Annotated in this window: 17 protein-coding genes and 1 pseudogene; 11 read left to right on the top strand and 7 right to left on the bottom strand. The window is 76.0% G+C overall.

The genetic code is table 11. The annotated features are described in order from the left end of the window. Complete coding sequence (locus JKP75_RS00285; protein WP_200489655.1) at positions 1–348, top strand: metallopeptidase family protein; 348 nt, start codon at positions 1–3, stop codon at positions 346–348. A 59-nt stretch (positions 349–407) separates the two neighbouring features. Then, positions 408–743: a co-chaperone GroES gene (locus JKP75_RS00280; RefSeq protein WP_309229376.1), complete on the top strand. Its 336-nt coding sequence runs from the start codon at positions 408–410 to the stop codon at positions 741–743. A gap of 69 nt (positions 744–812) precedes the next feature. Here the strand turns inward: JKP75_RS00280 and JKP75_RS00275 are convergent, their stop codons facing one another. Then, entirely contained in the window at positions 813–1295 is a 483-nt protein-coding gene (locus JKP75_RS00275) for a MarR family winged helix-turn-helix transcriptional regulator (RefSeq protein WP_200492661.1), read from the bottom strand. A 76-nt stretch (positions 1296–1371) separates the two neighbouring features. Here JKP75_RS00275 and JKP75_RS00270 point away from each other — a divergent pair, with 76 nt between their 5' ends. Next, positions 1372–3513, top strand: coding sequence for an MMPL family transporter (locus JKP75_RS00270; protein WP_200489656.1), 2142 nt, complete (start codon positions 1372–1374; stop codon positions 3511–3513). A 95-nt stretch (positions 3514–3608) separates the two neighbouring features. Here the strand turns inward: JKP75_RS00270 and JKP75_RS00265 are convergent, their stop codons facing one another. Together JKP75_RS00265 and pheA are read right to left on the bottom strand one after the other, a co-directional pair. Then, the gene (locus JKP75_RS00265; RefSeq protein ID WP_200489657.1) at positions 3609–3953 is read right to left on the bottom strand and encodes a hypothetical protein; all 345 of its coding nucleotides are present in this window, start codon (positions 3951–3953) and stop codon (positions 3609–3611) included. Positions 3954–4098: 145 nt separating this feature from the next. Then, entirely contained in the window at positions 4099–5037 is a 939-nt protein-coding gene (gene pheA, locus JKP75_RS00260; protein WP_242472848.1) for a prephenate dehydratase, read from the bottom strand. A gap of 198 nt (positions 5038–5235) precedes the next feature. On the opposite strand from pheA, the gene JKP75_RS19885 reads away from it, so the two are divergent. The 4 genes from JKP75_RS19885 (at position 5236) to JKP75_RS00245 (ending at position 10344) form a co-directional block, all read left to right on the top strand. After that, positions 5236–5850, top strand: coding sequence for a hypothetical protein (locus JKP75_RS19885; protein WP_242472721.1), 615 nt, complete (start codon positions 5236–5238; stop codon positions 5848–5850). A gap of 49 nt (positions 5851–5899) precedes the next feature. Then, positions 5900–6856 carry a GGDEF domain-containing protein gene (locus JKP75_RS19880; protein ID WP_242472719.1) on the top strand — a complete coding sequence of 319 codons (957 nt, stop codon included), beginning with the start codon at positions 5900–5902 and terminating at the stop codon, positions 6854–6856. Between the two features lie 101 nt (positions 6857–6957). Further along, a complete protein-coding gene (locus tag JKP75_RS00250; RefSeq protein WP_309229375.1) occupies positions 6958–9654 on the top strand; it encodes a diguanylate cyclase domain-containing protein in 2697 nt (898 codons plus the stop codon). A gap of 45 nt (positions 9655–9699) precedes the next feature. After that, the gene (locus JKP75_RS00245) at positions 9700–10344 is read left to right on the top strand and encodes a YitT family protein (protein WP_200489660.1); all 645 of its coding nucleotides are present in this window, start codon (positions 9700–9702) and stop codon (positions 10342–10344) included. Here JKP75_RS00245 and JKP75_RS00240 read toward each other — a convergent pair. Next, a complete protein-coding gene (locus JKP75_RS00240) occupies positions 10341–11447 on the bottom strand; it encodes an MFS transporter (RefSeq protein WP_309229374.1) in 1107 nt (368 codons plus the stop codon). The genes JKP75_RS00245 and JKP75_RS00240 overlap by 4 nt on opposite strands. Positions 11448–11840: 393 nt before the next feature. On the opposite strand from JKP75_RS00240, the pseudogene JKP75_RS19875 reads away from it, so the two are divergent. The 3 genes and pseudogenes from JKP75_RS19875 to JKP75_RS00225 all read left to right on the top strand — a co-directional run. After that, positions 11841–12767, top strand: a pseudogene (locus tag JKP75_RS19875) (TMEM165/GDT1 family protein); the annotation flags it as partial. A 91-nt stretch (positions 12768–12858) separates the two neighbouring features. Beyond that, a complete protein-coding gene (locus JKP75_RS19870; protein WP_309229373.1) occupies positions 12859–13317 on the top strand; it encodes a TipAS antibiotic-recognition domain-containing protein in 459 nt (152 codons plus the stop codon). A gap of 142 nt (positions 13318–13459) precedes the next feature. Beyond that, positions 13460–14542 carry an aromatic acid exporter family protein gene (locus JKP75_RS00225; protein WP_200489663.1) on the top strand — a complete coding sequence of 361 codons (1083 nt, stop codon included), beginning with the start codon at positions 13460–13462 and terminating at the stop codon, positions 14540–14542. A gap of 6 nt (positions 14543–14548) precedes the next feature. Here JKP75_RS00225 and JKP75_RS00220 read toward each other — a convergent pair whose 3' ends face one another. Beyond that, positions 14549–15343: a methyltransferase domain-containing protein gene (locus tag JKP75_RS00220; RefSeq protein ID WP_200489664.1), complete on the bottom strand. Its 795-nt coding sequence runs from the start codon at positions 15341–15343 to the stop codon at positions 14549–14551. Between the two features lie 58 nt (positions 15344–15401). Beyond that, positions 15402–16931: a glycerol-3-phosphate dehydrogenase/oxidase gene (locus JKP75_RS00215; protein ID WP_200492660.1), complete on the bottom strand. Its 1530-nt coding sequence runs from the start codon at positions 16929–16931 to the stop codon at positions 15402–15404. Between the two features lie 38 nt (positions 16932–16969). Between JKP75_RS00215 and JKP75_RS00210 the strand changes: the two genes are divergently transcribed. Continuing rightward, the gene (locus JKP75_RS00210; protein WP_200489665.1) at positions 16970–18637 is read left to right on the top strand and encodes an FAD-binding oxidoreductase; all 1668 of its coding nucleotides are present in this window, start codon (positions 16970–16972) and stop codon (positions 18635–18637) included. 169 nt (positions 18638–18806) lie between these two features. Here the strand turns inward: JKP75_RS00210 and JKP75_RS00205 are convergent, their stop codons facing one another. Then, a complete protein-coding gene (locus JKP75_RS00205; protein ID WP_200489666.1) occupies positions 18807–20252 on the bottom strand; it encodes an FAD-binding oxidoreductase in 1446 nt (481 codons plus the stop codon). Positions 20253–20325: the final 73 nt, after the last annotated feature.

Genomic DNA, 20325 nt, shown 5'->3' with positions numbered 1-20325 from the left:
GTGAAGGCGCTGCCCCTGCCGGTGTTCGAGGCGCTGGTCGCCGACGCCCTCGACGAGGTGCCGCCGGACCTGCTGGCGCTGATGGACAACGTCGTCGTCCTGGTCGAGGACCGGAACCCCGACGAGCCGGACCTGCTCGGCATCTACGAGGGGTTCGCGCTGACCGAGCGCGGCTGGGAGTACGGCGGGGCGCTGCCCGACCGGATCATGATCTACCGCGAGGCGATCTGCGACATCTGCGAGACGGCCGAGGAGATCGTCGAGGAGGTCACGATCACCGTCGTCCACGAGATCGCGCACCACTTCGGCATCGAGGAGGAGCGGCTGCACGAGCTCGGCTGGGGCTGACGCCTCCCTGGCTTTTCCGCGAAAAGGCGGGGATCGAGCGCCGGGTAGCGTTCCGGGACGTGCCCGACGACTTCGCCGCTGCCGGCAAGCTGCCGATCAAGATGCTGCACGACCGCATCCTGGTCGCGCTCCGCAAGGAGGACGGCGACCGGCGGTCCAGCGGCGGCATCCTCATCCCCGCGACGGCGCAGGTGGCCAAGCGGCTGGTGTGGGGCGAGGCCAGGGGCGTCGGCCCGTCGGTGCGCCAGGTGAAGGTCGGCGACCAGGTGCTCTTCTCCCCCGAGGACCAGCACGAGGTCGAGGTGCACGGCGAGGACCTGATCATCCTGCGCGAGCGCGACGTGCACGCCGTCGCCGCCGAGCGCATCGAGGAGTCGACCGGGCTCTACCTGTAGGCGCGATCCTGAGCGCGAGTGTGCGTTCATCGGGGTCATCCAGCGGCCGTGGGCCCGGAACGTGCACAGTCAGGACGGCGGCGGCTCGCCCTCGGCTCGGGCGTGCCGGGTGATGACGGCGGTCATGTCCTCCAGCCACCGGCGGACGACGGCGAGCTCCTCGGGCGCGTACCCCTCCATCGCGGCCGCCATGTCCTGAGCCAGCCCGCCGAAGTGCTCGGACCCGGCGGCCATCGCGGTCTCGGACATCTGCAGCACCACCCGCCGGCGGTCCGCGTCGTCCTTGGCGCGGCGCACGTGCCCGACCCGCTCCAGCCGGTCGACCAGCGCGGTCACCGACGCCGAGCGCAGCTCCACGGCCTCGCCGAGCCGGCCCGCGGTGAGCGCCTCGCCCCGTCGGGCGGCATCCATGATCGCCACCAGGGCGCGGACGTCGGTCCGGTTCAGCCCCTGCTCGTGGGCGAATCGCTGCCCGACTGCATCCAGTTCAACGTTCAACCGCCGAAGGAGCAGTGCCAGCTCCTGGTGCCTGCGTGCGGCGTCCTCGGCCATGCCACCTCCGTTCGCGCGCCGTGCCCCTCCGACGTAATCTCTCGATGATCGAGATTATCGACCAGCAAAGGACATCATGCCCAGCCGCACCCGCACCCTCCGCTGGTTGATCCCGGCGCTCATCGCCATCGCCTGGCTGGTCCTGGCCGGCCCGCTCGGCTCGTTCAGCGGCAAGCTGGCCGAGGTCTCGGAGAACGACTCCGCGGCCTTCCTGCCCGACAGCGCCGACTCCACGCGCGTCACCGAGCTCAGCCGCGCGTTCCAGAGCGAGCGCACGCTGCCGGTGATCCTGCTCTGGGAGAGCGAGGACGGCGCGCTGGACCCGGCCGTGCAGGCCCAGGCGCAGGAACGGCTCGACGAGGCCGTCGGCATCGCCGAGGAGGCCGGCGCGCTGGAGGGCGAGCCCTCCCCGGTCATCCCGTCGGAGGACGGCGCGGCCGTGCAGGCGGTGCTGCCGTTCGACCCGGACCTCGGGGACACGCTCAACGAGGTCGTCGCCGACCTCCGCGACCTGGCGCCCATCGACGGCACCACCGCCTACGTCACCGGCCCGGGTGCGATCTTCGCCGACTTCGCCGAGGGTTTCTCGGGCATCGACGGGCTGCTGCTGGTCGCCGCGTTCGGCGTCGTCCTGCTCATCCTGCTCGTCGTCTACCGCAGCCCGCTGCTGCCGCTGCTGGTCATCGGCACCGCCGGGATGGCGTTGGTGGTCTCGCTCGCGGTCGCCTACTTCCTGGCGAAGCAGGGCTGGATCGACGTCAACGGCCAGAGCCAGGGCATCGCCTCGATCCTCGTCGTCGGCGCCGCGACCGACTACGGCCTGCTGCTCGTCGCCCGGTACCGCGAGGAGCTGCGCCGCGAGGAGTCCAAGTACACCGCGATGCGGGTCGCCCTGAAGCAGTCGTGGGAGCCGATCCTCGCCTCCGGCGGCACGGTGATCCTCGGCGTCCTGTGCCTGGTGTTCTCCGACCTCGGCTCCAACCGGGGGCTCGGCCCCATCTCCGCGGTCTGCATCGCCTTCGCCATGCTCGCCGCCCTCACCTTCCTGCCCGCCGTCCTGGTGCTCCTCGGCCGCGCCGCGTTCTGGCCGTTCCGGCCGAAGTACGGCCAGGAGCAGCCGCACGGCAAGGGCTGGGAGCGGATCGCCACGTCCGTCGGCCGCCGCCCCCGCCCCTACCTGCTGGCCAGCGGCGGCGCGCTGGTCGTCCTGGCGCTGTTCCTGCCGCTGTTCGACTCCGACGGCATCCCGCTGTCCGAGGGCGTGCGCGGCGGCTCGGAGTCCGGCGCCGGCCAGGAGGCGATCGCGCGGCACTTCGACGCGGGTGCCGCCAGCCCGGCGATCATCATCACCCCCGCCGAGGGCTGGCAGGACGTCGCCGCAGCGGCCGCCGACACCGCCGGCGTCACCGAGGTGGCGCCCTACACCGGCCAGCAGGCCGGCCCGCCCGGAGCCGGCGGCGGTGAGCCGCTGGAGGTCGACGGCCTGGTCCGCCTCGAGGCCACTCTCGACGCCGCACCGGACAGCGAGGCCGCGCAGGACACCGTCTCGGAACTGCGGACGGCGGTCCGCGACGTCGACCCCGATGCCCTCGTCGGCGGCACCTCGGCGCAGGACCTGGACACCCAGGAGACGGCGGCCCGCGACCTGCTGGTCATCGTGCCGCTGGTGCTGCTGGTGATCACCGTCGTCCTGGCGCTGCTGCTGCGGGCGATCGTGGCACCGATCCTGCTGGTCGCCACGACCGCGCTGAGCACGGCCGCGACCGTCGGCGTCGCCGCGCTGGCCTTCGACCACCTCTTCGACTTCCCGGGCAGCGACCCCCAGGTGCTGCTCATCGGGTTCGTCTTCCTGGTGGCGCTGGGGATCGACTACAACATCTTCCTCATGACCCGCGCCCGGGAGGAGTCGCTCCGGCACGGGGCCAGGGACGGCGTGCTGCGCGCGCTGTCCGTGACCGGCGGGGTGATCACGAGCGCCGGCCTGGTGCTCGCGGCCACCTTCGGCGCGCTCACCGTGCTGCCGCTGGTCATCCTCATCCAGCTCGGGTTCCTGGTCGGCTTCGGCGTGCTGCTCGACACCTTCGTCGTCCGCACGCTGCTGGTGCCGGCCGCCGTCCACCTCATCGGCGACAAGGTCTGGTGGCCGAGCAGGCTGGCGCACGGCCCGACGGCACCCGGGCCCGACGAGGACCGCGCGCTGGAACCCGCCCGCGCCTGACCCCACCCCGAAGTTGATCATCGTCGGATGGCTGCCCCCAGCGGCGTGGCGGGCAGCCATCTGCCGATGATCAACCCGGTGGGGGCGCGGAGCGGTCAGCCGGCGACGACGATCCAGGCGATCAGCGCCACGCCGACGACGACCCACGCGAGCGGGACGCGGTTCACCCAGCGGGCGGTCGCGTACCGGCGCGTGCCGAACAGCACCCAGGCGGCGATCGTCGTCCCGAGCGCGACGAACGGGTAGCCGAACCAGGCGAAGATGATCGCCACAGAGGCCATCGACTCCCAGTTCGCCAGGCTCATGGTCCCGCCGATGGCCACGACGAACCAGGGCAGCAGGTACACGAGGTACAGGCCCTGGAGGACGCCGAGCTCGAGGGCGGCTTCCCGGCGAGGGGCGTCGACGGGGCGCCGGTCCAGCGGCGGGGCGGTGGTCACGGCGGCGGAGCGTAGCGGCGCGAACCCTGTTGATCATCGTCGAACGGTCGTCCGCCACGCCGGAGGCGGCAGCCCGATGACGATGATCAACACTGTTCCCGGCGGGGTCAGGAGCCGGGGAGCACCCGCTGAGAGGTCGAGAGGGTCACACGCCGCCGGCGCGCACCCGGTCCAGCCAGTCCCCCGCCTCGGCGAACGCGTCGTCGCCGGACTCCGCCGGCACGGGACGGTTCTGCCGCCCGTCGGCGCGCGGGTAGGAGCCGAGGAAGCGGACGTCGTCGCAGACCCGGTGCAGAGCGGCCAGCGCCTCGCCCACGCGCCGGTCGGCGATGTGCCCCTCGCAGTCCAGCGAGAACGAGTAGACGCCGAGCCGCTGGCGGGTGGGCCGGGACTCGATGCGGGTCAGCGAGATCCCGCGCGCGGCGAACTCGCGCAGCAGGTCCAGCAGCGCCCCGGTGCGGTCCCCGACGACAGCGACCAGCGAGGTCTTGTCGTTGCCGGTCGGCGCGGGCAGCGGGCCGGGGCGGGTCACCAGCACGAACCGGGTGACCGCGCCCGCGTGGTCGGCGATGTCGTCGGCCAGCGCGTCCAGCCCGTAGCGCTGGGCGGCGATCGCGGCGCAGACGGCCGCGTCGAACTCCCCCGCGGCGACGGCGGCGGCCGCCCCGGCGGTGGAGCTGGCCGGCAGCGGGGTGATGCCCGGCAGGTGGGCCTCGAGCCACCGGCCGGTCTGCGCCAGCGCGTGCGGGTGGCTGGCCACCGAGCGCACCGCGTCCAGCGTCGTCCCGGGCCGCACTGCGAGGGTGAACGCGACCGGGAGGAACACCTCGCGGGTGATGATCAGCGGCTCGCCGTCGGCCAGCCCGTCCATGGTGGCCGGGACCGAGCCCTCCACCGAGTTCTCCAGCGGCACCAGACCGGCGTCCGCCTCCCCGGACCGGACGGCGGCCAGCGTCGCCGGGACACTCGGCCGGGGGGTCCGCGTTCCCCCACCTGTGTCAACGGCACTGCTCAGGGCGGCCTCGGCGAAGGTACCCTCGGGCCCGAGATAGGCGAACCGCGTGGGAGACGTGCTGGGTGGCATCCCGGGCATCCGACGAGGGTAGTGCGGGCGGGGCGTGACGGATGCGCGACCCGGGGGAAGCTGCCTCGCTGATCGGTGGCTCCGGATCCCTCGACCCGGACGACGACCCGCGACTGGAGGTGGCGTGCCCCCCGCCTCGGCAGCCGCTGCCTCCCCGAGCCCGTCGCCGGCCGAGCTGGACCGGCTGCGCGCGGCCCTGTGGCGCCTGCTCGCCGCCGGCGCCCGGAACGACGGCGCCTTCCTCGCCGTCGCCGACGACGTGGACGACGTCCTCGCGTCGAGCACCGAGTCCCGTACTGGACGGCGTGGCGCGCCGCGCTGGCCGCCCGCCGCGGCCTGGCCGACGGCGACTGCGAGGCTGCCAACGAGGCGGTCACCGCCGCCCGGGAGGCGCTGCACGGCTGCCTGCCCTCGGCGTGGACCGCGCTCGCCCTCGCCTACCTGGCCCACCTCGAGGTGACCGCCGACCACGTCGACGCCGCGATGCTCATGGCGGTCGACGCCAGCCTGCAGACCGACGAGCCCTCCGCCCAGGAGCCGTCGCGGCCGCTGCTGCTGGCGCACCGGTGGCTGTCGCTCGCACTGGCCGGGCTGGACCTCGAGGAGCTCGCCGTCGCGCACGCCGGCCGGGCGCAGCGGGTCGCCGCGCAGCTGCCCGACCTCGACGACCGGTGGCGGACGCTGCTGCTCAGCGCGCAGCAGCACGTCGAGCTGGCCCAGACCCTGCACCGGCGCGGCGACCAGCAGCGCGCGCACGAGCTCGCGGAGGAGGCGATCGCCTCCGCCGAGGGCCGCGCGCGCCCTGGACCGTGAGCCCCGGCCGGCCGAGGCCGACCTGCTCGACGTCGTCCAGGCCTGGGCGATGACCTGCACCGGCGACCTGGACGGCGCGATCGGCCCGCTGCGCCGGGTGCAGCGCCACGTGCAGGCCGACGGCGGCGTGTGGCTGCGCGGCTACACCGACCTGGTGCTCGCCCGCCTGCTGGCGCGGCTGGCGGCGCGCGACGGCGACCGGATCCGCGGCGAGGAGGCCGTCGAGCTGCTCGTCGACGCCTCGGGCGCCTTCGCGGCGTCGGGCGACCGCCGCCGCTACCGGCAGTGCCTGCTGGAGCTGGGCCGCAACACCGCCGACCTGGGCCGCCCCGCCGAGGCGCTGCACTGGCTGGAGGCCTACCGCGCCGACACCGGCCGGGCGCACGCCCGCGGCCGCGAGCTGTGGGCGGAGATGTTCGTGCGCCGCAGCCGGCTGCGCGAGGCCGAGCGGCAGGCCGCCGTCCTGCGCCGGCACGCGCTGGAGGACCCGCTCACCGGCCTGGGCAACCGGCGCTCGGCCGAGCGCCGGCTGGCCGGGCTGCGCTTCGGCGAGGAGCCGCTCTCGCTGGCGGTCGTGGACGTCGACCGGTTCAAGGAGGTCAACGACGGCGCCTCGCACACGCAGGGCGACGTCGTCCTGCGCCGGGTCGCCGACCTGCTGCGCGAGCACAGCCGCACCGGCGACGAGGTGTTCCGCTGGGCCGGCGACGAGTTCCTGGTGCTGCTGCCGACGGCGACCGAGGCGCAGGCCGTCGTCATCATGGAGCGGCTGCGGGCCGCCGTCGCCGCCGCCGACTGGGGCGACCTGCGGCTCACCGAGCCGGTGACCGTCAGCGTCGGCGTCGCGACCGCCTCGCCGGTCGAGGAGGGCCAGCCCGATCCGGCGGTCGGCTGGCGGGCGCTGTTCGACACCGCCGACCTGCTGCTGTTCTCCGCCAAGCGGAGCGGGCGCAACCGGGTGCGGGCGCCCGGCGGCGGCCCGGCCGACGGGCGGTCGGGGGCGTGACCAGCACCGCGGGATGGGACAGGTGGGACGAGACGGACGGCGGACGGCGCGTTCGCGACCGGGTGCTCGACAGTGACGGAACTCCGGTGCACAGTGCGCTCGTGCCACCCGGGACCCTGCACCAGCGGGTGACGGCCGCGCTGACGAACTGGCAGCTGGACGACGCCGAGCAGCTGCTCTCCGACGTCGACACCGAGCCCTCCCCGTACCAGGCCGCCGAGCCCGAGGTCCCCACCGGCGGCTCCGCCCTGGGCCGCGCCTGGGCCGACACGCTGCGCGCCGAGCTGCTGGTCCGCCGGCTGCGCGTCGCCGGGTTCACCCTCGTCGGCGAGCCGGTGACCCCCGGCGGCCCGGACGGCGCCCGCGAGCCCGCGCTGGACCTGCACGCCGGCGTCGCGGAGCTGATCGACGGCAACGGCCGACCGGCCCCCGAGGGCGCCGACCCGCGCTCGGAGTCCGCCTCGCGCGCGGCGCTGGCCATCGCCCTGGTCCGCTCGGCGAAGGCCGCCTTCGACGCGACCGACGACGCCCTGCAGCGCGCCGCCGGCCTGGCCCGGCACGCGCGCATCGAGCTGCTCTCCCGGCGGATCGACGCCGCGATGGACGAGGCGGTCGAGGCCGCCAGCCTGCTCGACCCCGGCCTGCCGCCGAGCCGGCTGCTGGTCGACACCCTCGGCACGCTCGCCGGCGTGCTCGCCGACCTCGAGCTGATGCCGCTGGCCCTGGACTTCCAGCGCCGCGCGCACGAGGCGGCGGGCTGGGCCGCGGCCGACCCCGCCGTCCTCGAGCCCGGTTCCGGTGACACCGACGTGCTGGTCGCCGGCGCCGCCACCCGGCTGGGCGAGCTGTGCGCCGAGCTCGGCGAGGGCCTGCTGGACGACGGTCTCCCGGAGGCGGCCGAGCCGTACTTCACCGAGGCCCGCGAGCTGGCCGAGGAGGCGCTGCGGCTGCTCCCGCCCGAGTCGCCGCTGGTGGTGGCCGCGCAGACCGTGCACGGCTGGGCGCTCGTGGGCCTCGGCGAGCACGCCGCGGCCACCGGGCAGCTGCGCGCCGCCGTGCGCATCACCTCCGCCACCGACGACCGCGCGCAGCGCGCCACCGCGCAGCTCGCGCTGGGCCGGGCGCTGCGCCGGCAGGGCGACCCCACGGGTGCCGACGAGCACCTGGCCTCGGCCCTGCAGCTGGCCACCGACCACGGCCTGCCGCGCCTGCGCCGGGCCGCGCTGCGCGAGCTCTGCACCCTGCACGCCGAGCTCGACGACGCCGGCCGCGCGCTGCCCTACCTGCAGGCCTACCTCGCCGACGAGCTGGACCGGGTCGACGAGCGGCGCACCCGCTGGGTGGAGCTGTTCGGCCGGCGCAAGAGCCTGCTCGAGACCGAGCGCGCCGCCGGTCAGCTGCGCCGCCAGGCCTACGAGGACCCGCTCACCCACCTGCCCAACCGGCGCTACGCCGAGGCGCGGCTGGACGGGCTGCTCGCCGGCGGCGGCGTGCCCGCGCTGGCCGTCGTCGACGTCGACCGGTTCAAGTCGATCAACGACGCGATCGGCCACCCCGGCGGCGACGCGGTGCTGCGCGCGGTCTCCGAGCTGCTCATCGCCGGCGTCCGCGACACCGACGAGGTGTGCCGCTGGGCCGGTGACGAATTCGTCGTCCTGCTGCCCGACACCACCGCCGAGCAGGCCGAGCGCGCGCTGGAGCGCACCCGCCGCAAGGTCGCGGAGTACGACTGGGCGTCCCTCGGCCTGAGCACGCCGGTGACGATCAGCGTCGGCATCGCCTCGGCCGCCCGCGGCGACGACCGGCGCACGCTGTTCGCCGCCGCCGACGGCGTCCTCTACGACGCCAAGCGCAGCGGCCGCGACCGCGTCGTCCGGCTCTCCGGGGTGACCCAGAAGCGCGCCGGCGGCAGCCCGCTGGACGTGCTGTTCGGCGGGCCCCCGGCCGCGGTCCGGGACGACGCCCCGGAGCCGGCGCCGGTCGAGGAGGTCACCCCGGTGCCCGAGGTCGCCGAGGTGGTCACGGTCGTGGAGACCCCGGCCGACGACGACGGCTTCGCGCCGCTGCTGGTCGCCGACCCGCCGCTGGGCGTGGACCGCCCCGGCGAGCCGCTGCTCGGCCCGGTCCCCACCCCGACGTCCGCGCCCGCCCCCGAGCCCGCCGTCGCCGCGCCCGCGCCCCGCCTCCCCGACCCGGAGGTCGTCTGGGCCACCGGACGGACGACGGAGCAGGTGCTGGCGCTGGTCCGCGAGGCCCGCCGCGAGCACCCCGACCGCCCGGTCCTGGTGCTGCGCGCGAGCGCGGAGACGCTGGTCGCCGTGGCGGCCGAGCACGACGCGTACACGACCATGGACGCCGTCGCGATGGCCGCCGCCGTCGGCCCGCTGCCCGAGCTCGCCGGCCGGGTCGCCGTCGTCTGCGCCGACGGCGCCGGCGCCCCGGTCGCCGCCGAGGTGGCCTTCGTGGCCCGCGTCTCCGGCAGCGCCGCGGTGCGGCACGACGACGTCGCCGGCAGCCGGGTCCGTGCCTTGCTGACCGCGCCCGAGCTGCTGCCCGACGCCGACTGCCTGGTCGTCGTGGCCGGCGCGGACGCCGGGCTGGTGGCCGAGCTGGCCGCCCGCACCGACGTCCCCGTCGTCGCGGTGCCGACCTCGGCGGGCCGGCCGAGCGGGCTCGGGGGCCTGGGCGCGCTCATGACCGTGCTGACCACCGCCCCCGGCGTCGCGGTGGTCGAGGTCGACAACGGCTGGTCGGCGGGGGTCTTCGCCGCCCGCGTCGCCCGCCGCGCTCCCCGCTGACCCCGCGCCCCCGTTGACCCCGCACTCCCCGTTGATCATCGTCAGGTGGCTGCCGCCGTCGGCGTGGCGACCGACCGGATTCCGATGATCAACTCGATGACCGGGCGGCGGCTCCCCCGCAGGCTCGTCCAGCTGTACGTCGGGCTCGGGCTCTACGGCGTCTCGATCGCCGCGCTCGTGCTGGCCGACCTCGGCGTCATGCCCTGGGACGTGCTGCACCAGGGCCTGGCCCGCCAGCTCGGCTGGTCGCTGGGCACGGTGATCATCGCCGTCGGCGTGCTGGTGCTGCTCGCCTGGATCCCGCTGCGCGAGCGGCCGGGCCTCGGCACGGTGAGCAACGTCGTCGTGGTCGGGCTGGCGGCGGACGCCGTGCTCGCCGTCGTCGACCCCCCGGACGCGATGGCCGCCCGGATCGCGCTGGCCGCGGGCGGCATCGTCTGCAACGCCGTCGCGACCGCTGCCTACGTCGGTGTGCGGCTGGGCCCGGGCCCGCGGGACGGCCTGATGACCGGGCTGGTGCGGCGCACCGGCCGGAAGGTCGGGCCGGTGCGCACCGCGATCGAGGTCGCCGTCGTCGTCTCCGGGTGGCTGCTCGGCGGCTCGGTCGGCGTCGTCACCGTCGTCTACGCGCTGGTCATCGGCCCCCTGGTCCAGCCACTGCTGCCCCGGCTGACGGTCGCGGACCGCTAGCCGGCGACGGGGGCGCGCAGCCCGCGCACCACCACCGGGACGACGGCCAGCACCAGCAGCGCGGTCGCCGCCGGGCCGCCCAGCGCCCAGGCCGCGAACACCAGGAGGCCGGCCAGCTCCACGCCGAAGCCCGCGACCGAGGTGACCGTGGCGCGGTAGGGGCCCTCGATGCGCTCCTGCAGCCGGGCCTCCGCCGCGACGACGACCGCGAGGTACAGCCCGTACATGACGGCGAGCGCGGCCAGGGCGGCCGCACCGGGCAGCACCGCGGCCATCGCGAGCAGCACGCCGGCCGCGGCCAGCAGCGCCGGCAGCGCGCCGTCGGGGAGGCCGTCGGCGCGCCCGCCCAGCTCGGCTCCGGCGGCGCCGGCCAGCGCGATGACCAGGACGGCGAGGGGGACGGCGCCGGTCGGCAGCCCCCGGTCGGCGGCGAGCACCGGGAAATACTCCTCGACGGCGTCCAGCCCACCGACCAGCGCGACGGCGACCACCGCCAGCCGCAGCGGCGGCAACCGGACCACCTGCTCCGCACCCGCCCGGAGCGTGGCCAGGAAGGCGTCGGCGCGCTCCCGCGGCGGTTCGGGGAAGCGCAGCGCCAGCACGCCGGCGAGCAGGCAGACCGCCGCGCTCGCCCACCCGACGAGGGCGAACCCACCGGCGGCGTGCAGCGCGGTGGCCGCCAGCGCGGTCGGCACCTGGGCGAGCAGCTCGGCGGCGGTCATCCGGCCGTTGACGCGGGCGAACGCCGCCTCAGCGCCGGCCGCGCGCAGCCCGTCGAACACCAGCGCCTCGGCCGTGCCGGAGCACAGCGCGCTCGAGACGCCCCACAGCGCGAAGCCGACGGCGAAGGATGCCGTCGCCGGAGCCGCCGTCCAGAGCGCGAAGGCGGCCGCCTGCAGCACGGCGCTGCAGACCAGGACGCCGCGGCGGGACCACCGGTCGGCCAGCGCGCCGGCCGGCACCTCCGCCACGAGCCCGGTGACCGACCAGACCGCGAACAGCCCGGAAACCTCGGCCGTCGACAGGCCGCCGCCCAGGAAGAGCAGCGCGTACAGCGGGTAGAGGGGCACGAACTCCGAGAGCGCGGCCCAGCCCACCGCCACCCGGGCCAGGGAGCGGGCGGACGGGGGGAGATCGCTCGAGGCGGTGCGTCAACGGAACGGCATGGCGGCACGCTAGCGCCGCGCGCCGACCGCCGCAGCCGATTTCGGGACGGCACCGGCTATCCTTCCCGGCGAAGGGGAGTAGCCCCCCGTCCGCTGGTCGACATGCTGGCGCGCCCGCTCGCGGGTCGCCCGGTCAGCGGGTCCGCGCCCCGGCGCGGATGGGCGAGACCTTCGATCGCAGCCATCCGCGCTGCCGGTCGGAGGCTGCCCAGCTCCGTGCGGCGGTGCCCAGCGGAAGCAGGAATCTCGTGGTCCTCTCGGTCGTCCTGGCCGCGTTCGTGCTGGTGCTCCCCGTGGAGCTGCCGGACAAGACGCTGATTCGCCAGCCTGGTGCTCGCCACCCGCTTCCCCCCGCTGCCGGTGTTCCTCGGCGTGGGGGCCGCGTTCGGCCTGCAGGTCGCCATCGCGGTGACCGCCGGCTCGCTGCTCTCGCTGCTCCCCGAGGCACTGGTCAGCGGCGTCGTCGCGCTGCTGTTCCTGGTCGGCGCGGTCATCCTGTGGCGCAGCGCCACCAGCGGACCCGAGGACGCCGACGACGCCGGCGAGGGCAAGCGGGGGACGTCGTTCCTCCGCGTCGCCGCCATCTCCTTCGGGGTGCTGTTCGCCGCCGAGTGGGGCGACCTCTCCCAGCTCGCGACGGCCGGGCTCGCCGCCCGCTTCGACGACCCCCTGTCGGTGTTCGTCGGGGCCTGGGCGGCGCTGCTCGTCGTCTCCGGGCTCGCCGTCTTCCTCGGCAAGAACCTCGCCGACCGGCTGCCGATCGCGCTCATCCGCCGGGTCGCGGCCGGCCTGTTCCTCGTGTTCGCGCTGGTCGCGGTCCGTGGAGACGGTCCGCACGCTCACCTGAGCCCCGGGCCGGAAGGCCCCCGCCGGGCGACCGCTGCCGGGCGACCGCTGCCCGATCACCACCCGGATGCGGACCGGCGTGGCCTCCTCCCCGCCGATGACCACCCGGATGCGGACCGGCGCGGTCTCCCGTCCGGGCGACACGCGCTTGACCCTGACGCGACGTCAGGGGGTTGGCTCTCCCCTGTCGGAGGAAGGGAGGGCCCGGTGAACGTGGGCGAGGTCGCGGCGCTGGCCGGCGTCACGGTGCGCACGCTGCACCACTACGACCGGATCGGTCTGCTGTCGCCGTCCGGACGGAGCGCGGCCGGGTACCGGCGGTACGCGCCGGCCGACCTGGACCGGTTGCACGCGGTGCTGCTGTACCGCGCGCTCGGGTTCTCCCTGGAGGAGGTCGCGACCCTGCTCGACGACCCGTCCGCCGATCCGGTCGAGCACCTGCGCCGCCAGCACCGGCTGCTGCTCGACCGGCACGGACCGGACGGCGGCGATGGTCGCGGCCGTGGAGAAGGAGCTGGAGGCACGCACGATGGGGATCTCCCTGAGCCCGGAGGAGCGGTTCGAGGTGTTCGGCGAGCACGACCCCGCGCAGCACGACGCCGAGGTCGAGGAGCGCTGGGGCGACACCGACGCCTACGCGCAGTCGAAGCGGCGGACCGCGGCCTACTCGAAGCAGGACTGGCTGCGGATCAAGGCCCGGGCCGAGGACCTGGAGGCGCGGTTCGCCGCCGCGCTGACCGCGGGCGTGGCGCCCGACTCGGAGCAGGCCATGGACCTCGCCGAGGAGCACCGGCAGCAGATCACCGCCACCTACTACGACTGCCCGCCGGAGATGCACGCCGCGCTGGGCCGGATGTACGTCGAGGACGAGCGCTTCGCGGCGCACTACGACGGTCGCGCCCCGGGGCTGGCGCGGTACGTGAGCACCGCCGTCGTCGCCAACGCCGCCCGGCACGCGTAGGCCCTCCACGAGATCTGCACACTCGCTGCCTTCCCGCGCCGGAAAGCCCCGACTGTGCAGATCTCGGGCCGGGAGACCGATGTCACCGCGTCCGGGACGCACCGCGGCCGGGGTCAGCCCGCATCCTGGCGGGGTGGGGTGGGTGATCGCACGGCTGCAGCAGCCGTGGGTGCAGCGGACGATCCGGGCGGCGCTGGCGGCGGGGCTCGCCTGGCAGGTGGCCCTGCTGCTGCCGCCGGCGCTGTCCGACTACGCCTACTACGCCCCGCTGGGCGCGATCATCGCGGTCAGCCCGACGATCGCCGACTCCGCGTCCGCGGCCTGGCGCAGCGTCGCGGCGATCCTCACCGGCTTCGGCCTGGCGGTCGCGGTCTACGAGCTCACCCACGCCGTCCCGAACGCGCTGACGATCGCGCTGATCGTGGCGCTGGCCGTGGTCGTCGAGCAGCTGAAGCTGTGGCGCGAGCAGGCCAGCTGGGTCAGCTTCGCCGCCGTCCTCATGATCACCGTGGGGACGGCGGACCCCGGCGACTACGCGCTGCGCTACGCCGGCCTGACCTTCCTGGGTGCGGCGATCGGCGTGCTGGTGACGACGCTGCTGTTCCCGCCGCTGCAGCTGACCCGGGCGGTGGAGCAGATCGCGCTCACCCGCGGCCTGCTCTCCCGGCACCTGCGCGACATCGGCGCGACGCTGCGCGACGGCCGGGTGCCCGACGTCCCGGAATGGGACGACCGCAACGGCCAGCTCGACCGCGCGCTGGACCGGATGCGGTTCGCCGCCACCCGGGTCGAGCGGGCGCGGCGGGCCAACCCGCGGGCCCGCCGCTGGCAGGGGCGGGCCGTGGAGATCCGCGAGGAGTCCCGCGCGGTGGACCGCGTCGCCGTCCTCGTCGACGACCTCACCGACCTGCTGGTCGAGTTCCACCCGCACCGGCGCGGGATCGACCAGTTCGACGCCGGCACCGGCTGGGTGCTGGCCGACGCACTGGACAGCCTGGCGAGCGTGGTCTGCACGCCGTACCACACCACCGACGGCTCGACGCCGGACCAGCGGGACGCCGAGATCGCCCGGGCGGGCGCCGCGCTGCACCGGCTGGTGACCCTGCTGCGCCAGTCGACCGCCGAGGACGACGAGGGCTTCTTCGCCCTCGGTGCGGTCGCCGTCGGTGTCCGGCGCAGCCTGGCCGCGCTGCAGGCCGAGGAGCGGCTGCCGGCGTCGGTCTGAGGCCCGTCAGACCCGGATGAGCAGCTCGCCGTGCATCATCCCGAGCCAGCCGTCGTCGGCGTCCCGCCAGGTGCGCCAGGCGTCGGCGAGCCGGTCCAGCTCGGCCCGGTCGGCGAGCCCGTAGGCCACCGCCTGCTCGGCGAAGGACGACGCGGTCGCCCGGCCGGCCCACGAGCCGCCCCACCACTCCCGCTCGGCGGGTGAGGCGTAGCACCAGGACGACGTCGTCGCGGTCACGTCGCGCAGCCCGGCCGCGTGCGCCCAGGACAGCAGCCGCCGGCCGGCGTCGGGCTCGGCGCGGTTGGCCCGCGCGACGCCGTAGTAGAGCTGCAGCCAGCGCTCCAGCCCCGGGTTCGCGGGGAACCAGGTGAACGTCGCGTAGTCGACGTCCCGGACGGCGAGCACCCCGCCGGGCCGGCAGACCCGGGCCAGCTCGCGCAGCGCGGCGACCGGGTCGGTGAGGTGCTGGAGCACCTGGTGGGCGTGCACGACGTCGAAGGAGTCGTCGGGCAGGTCGAGGGCGTAGACGTCGCCGACCTCGAAGGTCACCTCCACGCCGGCGCGCCCGGCCGCGGCGCGGGCCTCGTCGAGCGGATCGGGCGAGACGTCCAGCCCCAGCACCCGGCCGGGGGCGACCCGCGCGGCGAGGTCGACGGTGATCGTGCCGGGCCCGCAGCCGACGTCGAGCAGGTCGAGACCGGGGCGCAGCAGCGGGATCAGGTGCGGCGCGGAGTTCTCCGCGGTGCGCCAGCGGTGCGACTGCAGGACGGAGTCGGCGTGCCCGTGCGTGTACGTGTCCACGCGGGTAGTCCTACTCCGCGCGTCCCACTCAGCGAAACAGCATTCCCGCTAGGTGGGATCAGAGCTCGTCGGCCAGCACCTGCTCCGCCACCGGCACTGCGCGCGCCCGGTCCTCTGGCACCAGGCCGAAGCGGGTGCGGCGGTCGAGCAGGTCGGCCACCGTGCGGGCCCCCTCGGCGCGGACCGCGAAGCGCAGCTCCCCCACCGTCTCCGGGCGCCCGGCGACGACGAGGTCCGGGCCGAGCGCCTCGACGTCGGCCGCCTCGGTGCCGTAGCGGGCCACCAGCCGCGCCGGCGCGGGGAGCGCGTCCAGCGCGATCCGCGGCGCCGCCCCCACGAGGGGGAGCCGGGCGGTCGTCGAGCGCGCCGTGCCGCCGAGCCGTTCTACGACGGCGTCGACCGCCTCCTCCGCCATCGCCCGGTAGGTGGTCAGCTTGCCGCCCACGACCGAGAGGACCGGTCCGTCCCACGCCAGCAGGTGCTTGCGGGAGAGGTCGGCGGTGGCGTCTCCGGGGCCGGCGCCGGCCGACGCCGGCAGCACCAGCGGGCGGTAGCCGGCATAGGCGCCCACGAGGTCGGCGCTGGTCAGCGGCTCGGCCAGCACCTGGTTCACCGTCGCCAGCAGCTGCTGCACCTCGGCGTCGGAGGGCTGCGCGTCGTCGTCCGGGACCGGGCCGTCGACCGGCTCGTCGGTGATGCCGAGGTAGACCAGGCCGTCGGCCTGCGGCAGAGCGAAGACGTACCGCGAGCGCGAGCCCGGCAGCGGCACGGTCAGCGCCGCGGACGGCGAGCCCAGCCGGTCGGCGCGCAGCACCAGGTGCGAGCCGCGCGAGGGCACCAGCCGGATGCCCGGCGCCAGCCGCTGCGCCCACACCCCGGCCGCGTTGACCACCGTCCGGGCCCGCAGGGTCAGCGCCTCGCCGTCGACGTCGGCGTGCACCTCGACCGACCCCGAGGCCGCGCCGTCGACCGCGCCGTCGACCGCCGTGACCGTGGCACCGGTCAGCACCCGGGCGCCGTGCGCGGCGGCGGTGCGGGCCAGCGCGACGACCAGCCGCACGTCGTCGCTCAGCTGCCCGTCCCAGAAGACGACGCCGCCGCGCCCCGGCCGGACCGCGGGCACCAGCCGGCCGACGGCGTCGGCGTCCACCCGCCGCGTCGAGGGCAGCGAGCCGCGCCCGCCCGCCACCGAGAGCCGCACCAGGTCGCCCAGCCGCCCGCCGACGGCGCCCAGCGCGCTGACGTCGCGCCCCGCGGCGTCGGGGATGAGGAACGGGAGCTGCCGCACCAGGTGCGGCGCCGTCGTCCCCATGAGGACGGCGCGCTCGCGGGCGCTCTCCCGCGCCAGGCCGATCTCGCCGTGCGCCAGGTACCGCAGCCCGCCGTGCACCAGCTTCGACGACCACCTGCTCGTGCCGGCGGCCAGGTCGGTCCGCTCGAGCAGCACCACCGACAGGCCGCGGGCCGCGGCGTCCAGGGCCACGCCCGCGCCGGTCACCCCGCCGCCCACCACGACGACGTCGACCAGCGCGCCGGCGGTCGCCTCGAGGTCCCGCGCCCGCCGCGCAGGCGACAGCGCGGCGGTCACTGCGGTCTCCCACCGACGGGCACCGGCAGACTGTAGCCGTGGCCGACCAGCCGGAACTGACGATCCAGGGTTGGGGTCCCCCGCCGTCCGGGGGCTCCACCGACGCCGCGGGCCCGCCCGCCCTGGAGGAGGCGCTGCCCAAGGCGGCCCGCCGCCACCTCGCCAAGGAGCTCGGCTGGACGCCGCGGCACACCCCGCCGGTGCCCGTCGCCGACATCCGGCTGACGCCTCCCCGCCTGCCCGAGGCGACGCTCGCCGCGCTCACGGCGCTGCTGGGCGAGGACAACGTGCGCACCGACCGCGAGGCGCGGCTGCTGCGCGCCGGCGGCAAGAGCTACCTGGACCTGCTGCGCCGGCGCGCGGGCGACGCCAGCGACGCCCCGGACGCCGTCGTCCTCCCGGGCACGACCGAGGAGACGGCGGCGCTGCTCGCGCTGTGCAGCGAGCACGACGTCGTCGTCGTCCCGTTCGGCGGCGGCACCAGCGTCGTCGGCGGGCTGGCCGGCGTGGACCCCGACGACCGGCCGGCCGTCGCGCTCGACCTGCGGCGCATGGCGTCGGTGCAGGCCATCGACGTGCCGTCGTCGATGGTGACCGTGGGCCCCGGCATGCGCGGCCCGCAGCTGGAGGCGGCGCTGGCCGCGGAGGGTCTCACCTTCGGCCACCTGCCGCAGAGCTGGGAGTTCGCCACCCTCGGCGGCTACGCGGCGACCCGCAGCTCGGGGCAGGCGTCCACCGGCGTGGGCCGGTTCGACGACCTGGTCGCCGGGCTCACGCTGGCCACGCCGTCCGGCGTCCTCGAGGTGGGCCACCCGCCGGCGTCGGCCGCCGGCCCCGACCTGCTCGGGCTGGCGCTGGGCTCCGAGGGCACGCTCGGCGTCATCACCGAGCTGACGCTCCGGGTCCGCCCGAAGCCGGCCACGACGTCCTACGAGGGCTGGTCGTTCCGCACCTGGGCCGCGGGGCTGGCCGCCCTGCAGCGGCTCGCTCGGCACGACCTGCTGCCCGACGTCGTCCGCCTCTCCGACGTCGACGAGACGCGCGCCAACCTGCTCATGTCCGCCGGCACCGGCGCGCGGTTGCTGCGCGGCATGCTGCGCGGGCGCGGGCACGGCGAGGGCTGCCTGCTGGTGGTCGGCTGGGAGGGCCTGCCCGACATCGTGCGGGCGCGGACGCGGGCGGCGTCGTCCCTGCTGCGCGCCGGTGGCGGGATCCGGCTGGGCCACCAGGTCGGCGAGTCGTGGCGCAAGCACCGGTTCGGGGCGCCCTACACCCGCGACACGCTGCTCGACTCCGGCCTCATGGTCGAGACGCTGGAGACCGCGGCGAGCTGGTCGGCGCTGCCCACCGTGTACGACGCCGTCGGCCGGGCGCTGCGCGCGTCGCTGACCGCCGGCGGCCGCCGTCCGCTGGTGATGACGCACCTCTCGCACGGCTACCCGACCGGCGCCTCGCTGTACTTCACCGTGCTGGCCGACCGCGACGACGAGCTGCCCATCCAGCAGTGGCTGGGCGCCAAGCGGGCCGCGACCGACGCGCTGCTGGCCGCCGGCGGCACGCTCACCCACCACCACGCCGTCGGCGCCGACCACCGGCCCTGGCTGGACCGCGAGATCGGCGCGCTCGGTGTCGAGGTGCTGCGCGCGGTCAAGGCGCGGCTGGACCCGAAGGGCATCTGCAACCCCGGCGTCCTGCTCCCCGACTGAGCGCGACCGGCCCCGCGCTGGGATCAGGGACCCTGATCGTCGAGCGTCCTCCCTCAGCGCAGGACGTGAGGGAGGACGCAGCACGATCAGGTTCCCTGATCGTGGCGGGCCCCCGCGCGACGACGCCGCGGACCGGGGGCACGGGTCCGCGGCGTCGTCCGGGCAGGCGTCAGAAGGCGTGACCGAAGGAGAAGACGCGGCGCGGGTCGACCGCCGCCTTCACCTCGGCCAGCCGCTCGAAGACGCCGGGCGGGTAGGCCGCGGCCACCTCGTCGGGGCCGGACACGTCGCCGAGGAAGTTGATCAGCGTCTCCGGCGACCGCCACGGGGCCAGCGTGCCCAGCACGCCGCGCACCACCACCGGGACCACGTGCGCCAGCTCGGGGACGCCGGGCGCGATCGCGTTGACGGCGTAGCGGGCCGACCGGCCCGGCACCGCGTTGGGCACCTTCGCCGGCCGCCCGAGCGCCCCGCCGAGCAGCCGGATCTCGACCATCATCAGCGGGATGTCCTGCTCCGGGCCGACGGCGGCGAGCAGCGCGTCGACGCCCTCCTCGGTGAGGTCGGTGAGCAGCTGGCCCTTCTCGTAGGCGGGCAGCGGGTCGACCGGGTCCATGTGGATCGAGTCGGTCTCGTCGCTCCGGATCGGCCCGACGAAGCCCAGCAGCACGCGCCCGGCGTCCCGCATCGGGGCCAGCAGCCGCTCGCCCTCGGACACGTAGGTGCCGGAGTAGGAGTACCGCAGGTGGACGGCGGTCTGCCCGCGCAGCGGCGGCGGCACGAACTCCTCGTCGGGCATCCGCAGGACGGCCACCGAGGTGCCGACCTCCTCCGGCAGCGTCGGCGCCCAGCGGCGGAACGCGTGCAGGACGGCGGCCATGTCCTCGCCGGCGAAGAAGATGCCGCCGGCGTACAGCCCGCCGACCGGCACCAGCTCGATCTCGATCGCGGTGACGACGCCGAAGTTGCCCTCGCCGCCGCGGACCGCCCAGAAAAGCTCCGGCTCGGAGTCCGCCGACAGCGTGCGCTGCCGCCCGTCCGCGGTGACCAGCTCGATCGAGCGGACGTGGTCCGCGGCGAAGCCGTAGTGCCGGCCGAGCGAGCCGAGCCCGCCACCGAGGGTGTAGCCGACGACGCCGACGTCGGAGGACGAGCCGCACAGCCCGGCCAGGCCGAACTCGGCGGCGGCGTCCATGACCCGCTGCCACTTCACGCCGGCCTGGACGCGGGCGACGCGGCGCTCCGGATCGATGGAGACGCCCTGCATCCGGCGGGTGGTGATCATCATCGCGCCGTCGGCGTTGCGCACCGGGCCGTGGCCGGTGGCCTGGACGGCGACGCCGAGCCCGTGCGCGACCGCCCAGGAGACGGCGGCGGCGACGTCGGCGGCGCAGGTGGCGCCCACCGCGATCGCCGGGGTGTGCTGCACCGCGACGTTCCACGTGGCGACCTCGGCGGCCATGCCGTCGTCGCCGGCGGCGTAGACCGGGCCGTGGACCTGGCTGCGCAGGGCCTCGACGGCGAGGGCTGAGAACGGCGGCACGAGGGTGTCGACGGCGGAGAGGTCCCGCAGGACGACGGGTCGGTCGGACTCGCGGGGGGTGGGGAGGGACATCGGGTTTCCTTCTCGCGGCCGCGGTCGGGCCGCGGATCGGGGACGCCGCGTCGGCCGCGGCGGGGAGGGACGG

The sequence above is a fragment of the Blastococcus sp. TML/M2B genome, from assembly GCF_016612865.1.
GTDB lineage: Bacteria > Actinomycetota > Actinomycetes > Mycobacteriales > Geodermatophilaceae > Blastococcus.
This window is presented reverse-complemented; position numbering and strand designations above follow the sequence as displayed.